The organism is Corallococcus sicarius, from assembly GCF_003611735.1.
Taxonomy (GTDB): domain Bacteria; phylum Myxococcota; class Myxococcia; order Myxococcales; family Myxococcaceae; genus Corallococcus; species Corallococcus sicarius.
The window spans coordinates 1-7647 of record NZ_RAWG01000387.1 but is presented as its reverse complement, the minus strand read 5'-3'; the positions used below and the strand labels follow the sequence as shown (position 1 = coordinate 7647).

Below are 7647 nucleotides of genomic sequence, written 5' to 3'. Positions count from 1 at the left end.
GTGTAGAGGCGGAACATGCCGCCGCGCACGATGGCGGTCCACTGCGCGGAGGGCAGGCCGGCGCGGTGGATGCGGCGCACGGGATCCATGCGTCCGGGAGGCGCTTCCCACGCGATGACGCTCGTGGCCTCCACCTCCGCCGAACCCATCGTCTTCAAGCTCGTGCGCGAGCGCCCGCTGGACCCCAAGCCCTACCGCGGCCTCGTCGAACACTTCGACCAGCGCAAGGACCTCACCCGCGCCGCGCTCATGCGCGAACTCGCCGACGCGCTCGAAGGCCGTGACGTGTCCGCCCCCCGCGTCCAGCGCGCTCCGCTCACCAGTCAGGAGCGCGCGGGCCTGCGCCACCCGGGTCTGCGCACCCCGGCCGGCGAGCTGCTCGCGTGCGTGGGCATCGCCCTGTGCCGGCTGTTCCCATCCCCAGCGCGCATCGCCAGCACCACGGAGCCCCTGCGCGCCTCCGCGGGCCCCGGCGCCGCCGCCATCCTGGACGCGCTGCACACCGTCGCGCGCCTGCTCGGCGTGCCGCTGCCGGAGCTCGTCGCGGGCGACGACGACACCGCCAACATCACCCCGCTGCACACCACGGCCCCGCGCCTCGTCGTCGGAAGGCTCCTCGTCCAGCAGCCCCCCTCCAACGCCGAGCTGCGCTTCCACGCCGGACGCGCCCTGTTCTCGCTGTCACCGGACCTGCTCGCCCTGCGCGCCCTGCGCAAGGATCACCTGCTGCGCGCGCTCGCGCTCCTGTCCTCCGTCCTCAAGGATCCGAAGGGCGCCGGCGACGACGCCCGCGTCGTGCGCGAGGCCCTGTCCCCCAAGGCCCTGGAGCGCGCGAGCGCCCTGATGGAGCCCGGCACCCGCGACTTCGACGCGTCCCTGCTCTCCGCCGCCGCGAGGGACTCCGCCAACCGCGCGGGCCTCGTCGCCTGTGGAGGCCCGGGTCCCGCCCTCACCGCGCTGCGCGCCCGCCGCCCGCATGACCAGGAGCTGGAGGAGCTGGTCCGCTTCGCCGCCTCCGAGCGCTACCTCGCCCTGCGCGACCCCACCGAGGCCGGCCGCGGCGGACGCTGAGGTCCTCCTCAGTTCACCATCAGCCGCAGCGTGAGAATCAACAGGCGCCCGTTCTCCCCGCCCAGGTCGTGCTGGTAGCCCAGGTCCACGCCGCCGCCGCCGGGCGACAGGAACCCCAGGCCCGCCGTCACCCGCGAAATCTCCTGGAAGCCGTCGTACGTGTAGCCCACGCGCAGCGGCACCACCTGGTTGAGGATGTACTCCGCGCCAGCGTTGTACGTGAACACCGCTGAGTCGCGCGTCTCGAAGTCCCCGCGCACGTCGAACGCCAGCACCGCCGCCATCCCCACGTAGGCCAGGTGCGCGGAGTAGTAGCGCGTGAGCTCCACGTTCTCCGTGTCGATGAGGTTGTGCCCCGACACGCCCACCGTCACCTGCTCGCCCAGCCGCACGAGGAGGCCGCCGTCCAGCGTGATGGAGTTGGCGACGCGCGACTGTCCATTGAGCCGCAGGTAGTGCCCCGACAGGCCGATGAGCAGCGACTGCGTCAGCGGCAGCGCCGCGCCCAGCGTGCTCAGGTTCGACGTCGACCGCGCCCCACCGCGCCCCAGGCTGAGCCAGTGGTAGTCCACCCCCAGCGCCAGCCGCCCGCTGCTGGAGTCCGCCAGACTGATGCCCAGGAAGCCCTCCTTGTTGCGCGGGTCGTACGCCCCCGTGCCCTCGATGCGGTAGGCGGGGAAGAGCGCCATGGCCGCGGGATTGCCCTGGAGTGCGTCCGCGCCCAACCCCGTCGCCCGGAAGGCGCTGCCCATGCCCAGGGCCCGGGCGTTGGCGATGTTGCGCAGCTCTTCGGCCGGTTCAGCACCCCGGGCGACGACAGGAACCAGGGACAGCGTCAACGACAGGGCGACAGCGATGGCACGGAGCGGCATGGCAAGGGGAATCTATCCGGCTTGCTGGGGTTCTGGGCCACCAATAGATTCCCCCGCCCATGTCCTCTCCTGACACCAAGGCCGCCAGGCTCATCCGCAAGTGCGTCATTCCCGCCGCCGGCCTGGGCACCCGTTTCCTGCCGGCCACCAAGGCGGTGCCCAAGGAGATGCTGCCCATCGTCGACACGCCCACCCTCCAGTACATCGTCGAGGAGGCCGTGGCCGCGGGCATCGAGGACGTCGTCGTCATCAACGGCCGGGGCAAGTCCGCCATCGAGGACCACTTCGACATCGGCTTCGAGCTGGAGACCACGATGCGCGCCCGCGGCAAGGCGGCGGAGGCCGACAAGCTGCGCGCCATCGCGAACCTCGTGCGCATCATCAGCGTCCGCCAGAAGGAGCCGCTGGGCCTGGGCCACGCGGTGCTGTGCGCCAAAAGCGTCATCGGCCACGAGCCCTTCGGCGTCCTCCTGGGCGACGACATGATCGACGCGGAGGAGCCCGGCATCGGGCAGCTCGCGCGCGTCTACCAGGAGCACCAGAAGGCCGTCATCGCGCTGATGGAGGTGCCCGACAGTGAGACGCACCTGTACGGCATCGCGGCCGGCAAGGACATCGGCAACGGCGTCATCCAAATCGACCACGTGGTGGAGAAGCCCAGGAAGGGCACCGCCCCGTCGAACCTGGCGGTGATTGGCCGCTACGTGCTGCCCCCGTCCATCTTCCCCATCCTGGAGAAGCAGACCACCGGCGTGGGCGGCGAAATCCAGCTCACCGACGGGCTGGCCACCCTCCAGAAGACGGAAGGTCTGCTGGGCTACAAGTTCCAGGGACAGCGCTACGACGCCGGTGACAAGGTGGGTTACCTCAAGGCGAACATCGCCTATGCGCTCAAGCGCCCCGACCTGCGCGGAGGACTCCTGGAGTACATGCGCGAGGTCGTGAAGACGGAGAAGCCGTGAAGCGTTTCATCGCAGTGTCCGTGGTCCTCGCCTCCCTCACCGCCGGCGCCTATGTGCTGCCCGGTGGCTCCATCCTGCGGCGCATGGCGAACGCGCGCGAGGAGAAGCGCCTGTCCGCCTTCCGCGTGGAGGGCTCCGTCATCTACTCCGCCACCGCCGTGCAGGAGGCGGGGGCCGCCCTCAACGTCACCACCGACCGCCCGGACCTCCAGGGTGACGGCGTGCTGTCCGTGAAGATCCCGGGCCGCTGCCGCTTCGACGCCAGCTCGCCCGAAAGCAGCCCCAAGTCCGCGTCGGTGCAGGTGTCCGGCAAGAAGCGCGTGGAGGGCAAGGAATTGCCCGCCGTCTCCGTGCTCGTCGCCCAGGTGTGCGCCATCCTCGCGCAGGACGCGGGCAGCGTGCAGGACACCAAGCTCGCCCAGGAGGCGTACCTCCAGGGGCTGGGCATCGACACGAAGCGCACCTCGCTGGCGCGCTTCGGCGGCGAGGTGACGTACGTGCTGGGAGACCCCACCGAGGGCAAGCCCCAGTTCTGGGTCTACAAGGACGCCTTCCGTCCCGCGCGCGTGCGCTACACCGACACCGCCGGCACCGCCTGGGACGTGCGCTTCGTGGACTACGCGTCGCCGTCCACCGGGGACTGGATGCCCCGCACGGTGGAGGTGTGGCGGGCGGGCCAGCGCGTGCTGCGCTTCACCGCCCTCAAGGCGGACAACCGCTCCGCGGTGCCGGACAAGCTGTTCACGCCGTAGCGCGTCACCCCCTGAATCGCTTGCGGTGATGGGGGCTCGCGTGGAAAGTGCCGCCCGTTCCTGATGCCGGGATATCCCCGGCTCCTGGCGCGGAGGCACTTCCCATGAAGGTCTATGGCAACCCGATGAGCACGTGTACCCGCAAGGTCCTCACGGTCCTGGCGGAGAAGGGCCGCGAGGCCGAGTTCATCAACATCGACCTGATGAAGGGCGAGCAGAAGACGCCCGAGCACGTGGCCCGCCAGCCCTTCGGCGTGGTGCCCGCGCTGGAGACGGACGACGGCTTCGTCATGTACGAGTCGCGCGCCATCATCCGCTACCTGGACCGCACCCTGCCGGGCACGTCCCTGACGCCGACGGACCCCCGCGCCTACGCGCTCATGGAGCAGTTCATGGGCGTGGAGCAGTCCTACTTCTCCGGCCCGGCGATGAAGATCGTCATGGAGCGCTTCCGGGGCACCAACGACGAGGCCAACGTCGCGAAGGGCCGCGAGGGCATCAAGCGGCCCCTGGAGGTCATCGACGCGGCGCTGGCGAAGCAGCCGTTCCTCGCGGGCAAGGACTTCACGCTCGCGGAAGTGACCTGGGCGCCCTACGTGGACTACCTCATGGCCATGGGCGAGCAGGGCCTCCTCGGCGAGTACAAGAACGTGATGGCGTGGTGGGACCGCGTGAACAACCGCCCGTCGTGGAAGAAGGCCACCGGCCGCTAGTCCGCACGCACGGCCCCTGTGGCCGCGCGGGTTTCACGATGTGACAGGGCCTCTTTCGCACGCCTTCCGGGTGCGGGAGGGGCCCTTCGCTTTGGCCTTGAAATCCAGGGGCATGTCAGACGCCCCGGGCACAGTGGTTCCCGGGTGCAGGACGGGCGGGGTCGGGGAGTGCATGGAAGAGGTCGGCCATGGAGCAGGAGCACTTCGCGCTGGGCGGTCCGGGGACGGAGGCAGAGGTTCCCTCTCGCGGTTCCATCCCCTTGCGGACGCGGCGTACGGATGTGGGAAGGGAAGTGTCGTCCCGGGAGCGCGCCGCTACAGTGCGCCCCGTCGTGAGCGCCACCCCCGCCCTCCTTGCCTCTGTCGCCGTTGGCCGTCCCGTGCGCGGGGAGTTCACCTACCTGGTGCCGGAAGCGCTCGCGGGCACGCTCGCCCCGGGGCAGCGCGTGCTGGTGCCCTTCGGCCGGGGCATGGCGCTGGGCTTCTACCTGGGCCCGGCCAACGCGCCGGTGGAGGGGGGCGTCCGGCTCAAGCCCATCCAGCGCGTGCTGGACGACTCGCCCTCGCTGCCGAAGGACCTCATCGCGCTGTTGCGCTTCGCGGCCGAGCACTACCGCCACCCGCTGGGTGAAGTGATCCGCGGCGCGCTGCCGCCGGGCCTCTCCACCGCGGTGGACGAGAAGGCGGCGAAGGCGGACGTGCAGCACTTCGCGGAGGCGCTCGTCACGGAGCCCCCGCCACAGCTCGCCCGGGCCCCGGCCCAGGCCGCCGCGCTCCAGTACCTCCTGGCGGTGGGGGGGCGCGCGCAGCTGGAGGAGGTGGCGCACGCCATCCCCGGCGCGCGCGAGACGCTCAAGAAGCTGGCGGCGCGCGGGCTGGTGAAGCTGGTGGAGGTGGTGCTCGAGCCCGGCGTGCGCGAGGGGCTCATCCAGGGACGTCCGGACCGGCTCACCCAGGAGCAGGACGTCGCGGTGCAGGAGCTGCGGGGCGCCATCGACGCGGGGGGCTTCCAGCCGTACCTCCTGCACGGCGTGACGGGCAGCGGCAAGACGGAGGTCTACCTGCGCGCGGTGGAGCACGCGCTGGCGCAGGGCAAGGGCAGCCTGGTGCTGGTGCCGGAGATTGCCCTGACGCCGCAGCTCGTGGGGCGCTTCCGCAGCCGCTTCGGCGGGGACGTGGCGGTGCTGCACTCGGGGCTGAAGGACCGTGAGCGGCTGTTCCACTGGCAGGCGCTTCGCAAGGGCACGGTGAAGATCGCCGTGGGCGTGCGCTCGGCGGTGTTCGCGCCGGTGGAGAACCTGGGGCTCATCGTCGTGGACGAGGAGCACGACCCGTCCTTCAAGCAGGATGAGAAGCTGCGCTACCAGGCGCGCGACCTCGCGGTGGTGCGCGGCAAGCAGGCCAGCGCGGTGGTGGTGCTGGGCTCGGCCACGCCCGCGCTGGAGTCGCTCCAGAACGCGCGCGCCGGCCGCTACAAGCTGCTGGAGCTGAAGAACCGGGTGGATGACCGGCCCATGCCCACCATCAGCCTGGTGGACCTGCGCGTGGAGCGTCCGCGCGAGGGGCAGGTGACGGAAGAGGCGCCCATCCTGAGCCCGCAGATGCTCCAGGCGATGGAGGAGACGGTGGCGAAGGGGCAACAGGTCATCCTGTTCCTCAACCGCCGGGGCCACAGCACCATCCTCCTGTGCGAGGTGTGCGGCCTGTCGCTCAAGTGCCACGACTGCGACGTGTGCATGACGCACCACCGCTCGCAGAACCGGGTGGTGTGCCACTACTGCGGCGTGGCGTTCCCGGTGCCGGACCGCTGCCGCGAGTGCACGGGTCCGCTGCTCAAGCTGGGCATCGGCACCGAGCGCGTGGAGACCGAGGTCGCGGAGCGGATGCCGCACGCGCGCGTGGCGCGGTTGGACCGGGACTCGGCGACGAGCGCGGAGCGGCTGACGGAGCTGTTGGCGTCGTTCGCGCGGCGGGAGATTGACGTGCTGGTGGGCACGCAGATGGTGGCCAAGGGGCACGACTTCCCGGGCGTGACGCTGGTGTGCGTGGTGATGGCGGACACGTCGCTGGCCATCCCGGACTTCCGCGCCTCCGAGCGCACCTTCCACCTGTTGACCCAGGTGGCGGGGCGGGCCGGGCGCGGGAAGGACCCGGGGCGGGTGCTGGTGCAGACGTACAATCCGGACGCGGAGCCGGTGAAGCGGATGCTGGCGCACGACTTCGACGGGTTCGCGAAGCAGGAGCTGGAGTGGCGCAAGGCCCTGGCCTACCCGCCCTTCACGCGCATGGCGGCCGTCCGGCTGGAGGGGGAGCACCCGGAGCAGACGGCGGGGGTGGCCCGCTTCCTGGGGAATCTCGTCGGGCGGCACATGCCGCCCGCGTCGGCGGGGGTGCGCCTGTTGGGGCCGGCGCTGGCGCCCATCGCCCGAATCCGGGGCAAGACGCGCTGGCAGCTGCTCCTGAAGGCGCCGACGCATGCGGCGCTTGCCCCATTGCTCGCCCGGTTGGAGGCGGCGTTGGCGGATGTGCCGTCCGGGGTGAAGGTCGTCATCGACGTGGATCCCGGGGCCATGATGTAGACTGTGAGGCCCCCCATGGGCGCCTCGGTCCTCCTCGTACACGACGACATCGCCACCATCGCCGCCGTCCGGCGATTGCTGTCCCGCGAAGGGCACGAGGTCATCCTCGCCACCTCCGCCGCGGACGCGCTCATCGCCTTCGGGCACCACCTGCCAGAGCTCATCGTGCTCGCCCCGGGGGTGGAGAGCGGGCGCGGGCGCGTGGTGCTGGAGGAGCTGGTGGTACACCCGGACGGCCACAAGGCGCGGGTGCTGCTGCTGAGCGAGGCCATTGAAGGCTTCAGCGCGCCGGTGGCGCCGCTGCCGCTGGACGGGCCCGGGTTCGTGACGCTGGTGGACACGTTGATCCGTGCGCCCGCGGAGGCGGACGGCTGGCGCGTGATGGAGAACCGGACGCTGGCGGAGCCCGCGCAGGGCGGCGAGCCCGCGTCGGACGAGGCGTGGCATGCGACGACGGCGCACGCGGTGGGTGGAGACCCGGCGCTGGCCAACGCGCTGTTCGGGGACCTGGCGCCGCTGAACCAGACGGACTGGGAAGTGGCGGCGATGACGCGCGAGGAGCGCAGCGCGCACGTCGTCCACCAGCAGCGCGAGCGCAGCACCCACCTGGTGATGAACGCCGCGCTGGAGCAGGCGCACCAGGAGGTGGAGGCGGAGGCGATGGCATCCATCGACTCGGCGCTCACGGGGGACACGGC

Annotated in this window: 7 protein-coding genes; 6 read left to right on the top strand and 1 reads right to left on the bottom strand. The window is 71.3% G+C overall.

The window, feature by feature from the left end; translation table 11 throughout:
- Positions 1–123: 123 nt before the first annotated feature.
- A complete protein-coding gene (locus D7X12_RS36495; RefSeq protein ID WP_120629822.1) occupies positions 124–1071 on the top strand; it encodes a hypothetical protein in 948 nt (315 codons plus the stop codon).
- An 8-nt stretch (positions 1072–1079) separates the two neighbouring features.
- On the opposite strand, the gene D7X12_RS36490 is transcribed toward D7X12_RS36495, so the two are convergent.
- The gene (locus D7X12_RS36490) at positions 1080–1943 is read right to left on the bottom strand and encodes a PorV/PorQ family protein (protein ID WP_120629821.1); all 864 of its coding nucleotides are present in this window, start codon (positions 1941–1943) and stop codon (positions 1080–1082) included.
- A 59-nt stretch (positions 1944–2002) separates the two neighbouring features.
- On the opposite strand from D7X12_RS36490, the gene galU reads away from it, so the two are divergent.
- The 5 genes from galU to D7X12_RS43850 all read left to right on the top strand — a co-directional run.
- Entirely contained in the window at positions 2003–2905 is a 903-nt protein-coding gene (gene galU, locus D7X12_RS36485; protein WP_120629820.1) for a UTP--glucose-1-phosphate uridylyltransferase GalU, read from the top strand.
- Positions 2902–3657: a LolA-like protein gene (locus tag D7X12_RS36480; RefSeq protein WP_120629819.1), complete on the top strand. Its 756-nt coding sequence runs from the start codon at positions 2902–2904 to the stop codon at positions 3655–3657. Before galU ends, D7X12_RS36480 begins: the two co-directional genes overlap by 4 nt.
- Positions 3658–3761: 104 nt before the next feature.
- Positions 3762–4370 carry a glutathione S-transferase family protein gene (locus D7X12_RS36475; RefSeq protein WP_120629818.1) on the top strand — a complete coding sequence of 203 codons (609 nt, stop codon included), beginning with the start codon at positions 3762–3764 and terminating at the stop codon, positions 4368–4370.
- Positions 4371–4558: 188 nt separating this feature from the next.
- The gene (gene priA / locus D7X12_RS36470) at positions 4559–6949 is read left to right on the top strand and encodes a replication restart helicase PriA (protein ID WP_244224996.1); all 2391 of its coding nucleotides are present in this window, start codon (positions 4559–4561) and stop codon (positions 6947–6949) included.
- 15 nt (positions 6950–6964) lie between these two features.
- Positions 6965–7647, top strand: a 683-nt coding sequence (locus D7X12_RS43850; protein ID WP_500683237.1) for a response regulator, incomplete at its 3' end; no start/stop codon positions are given.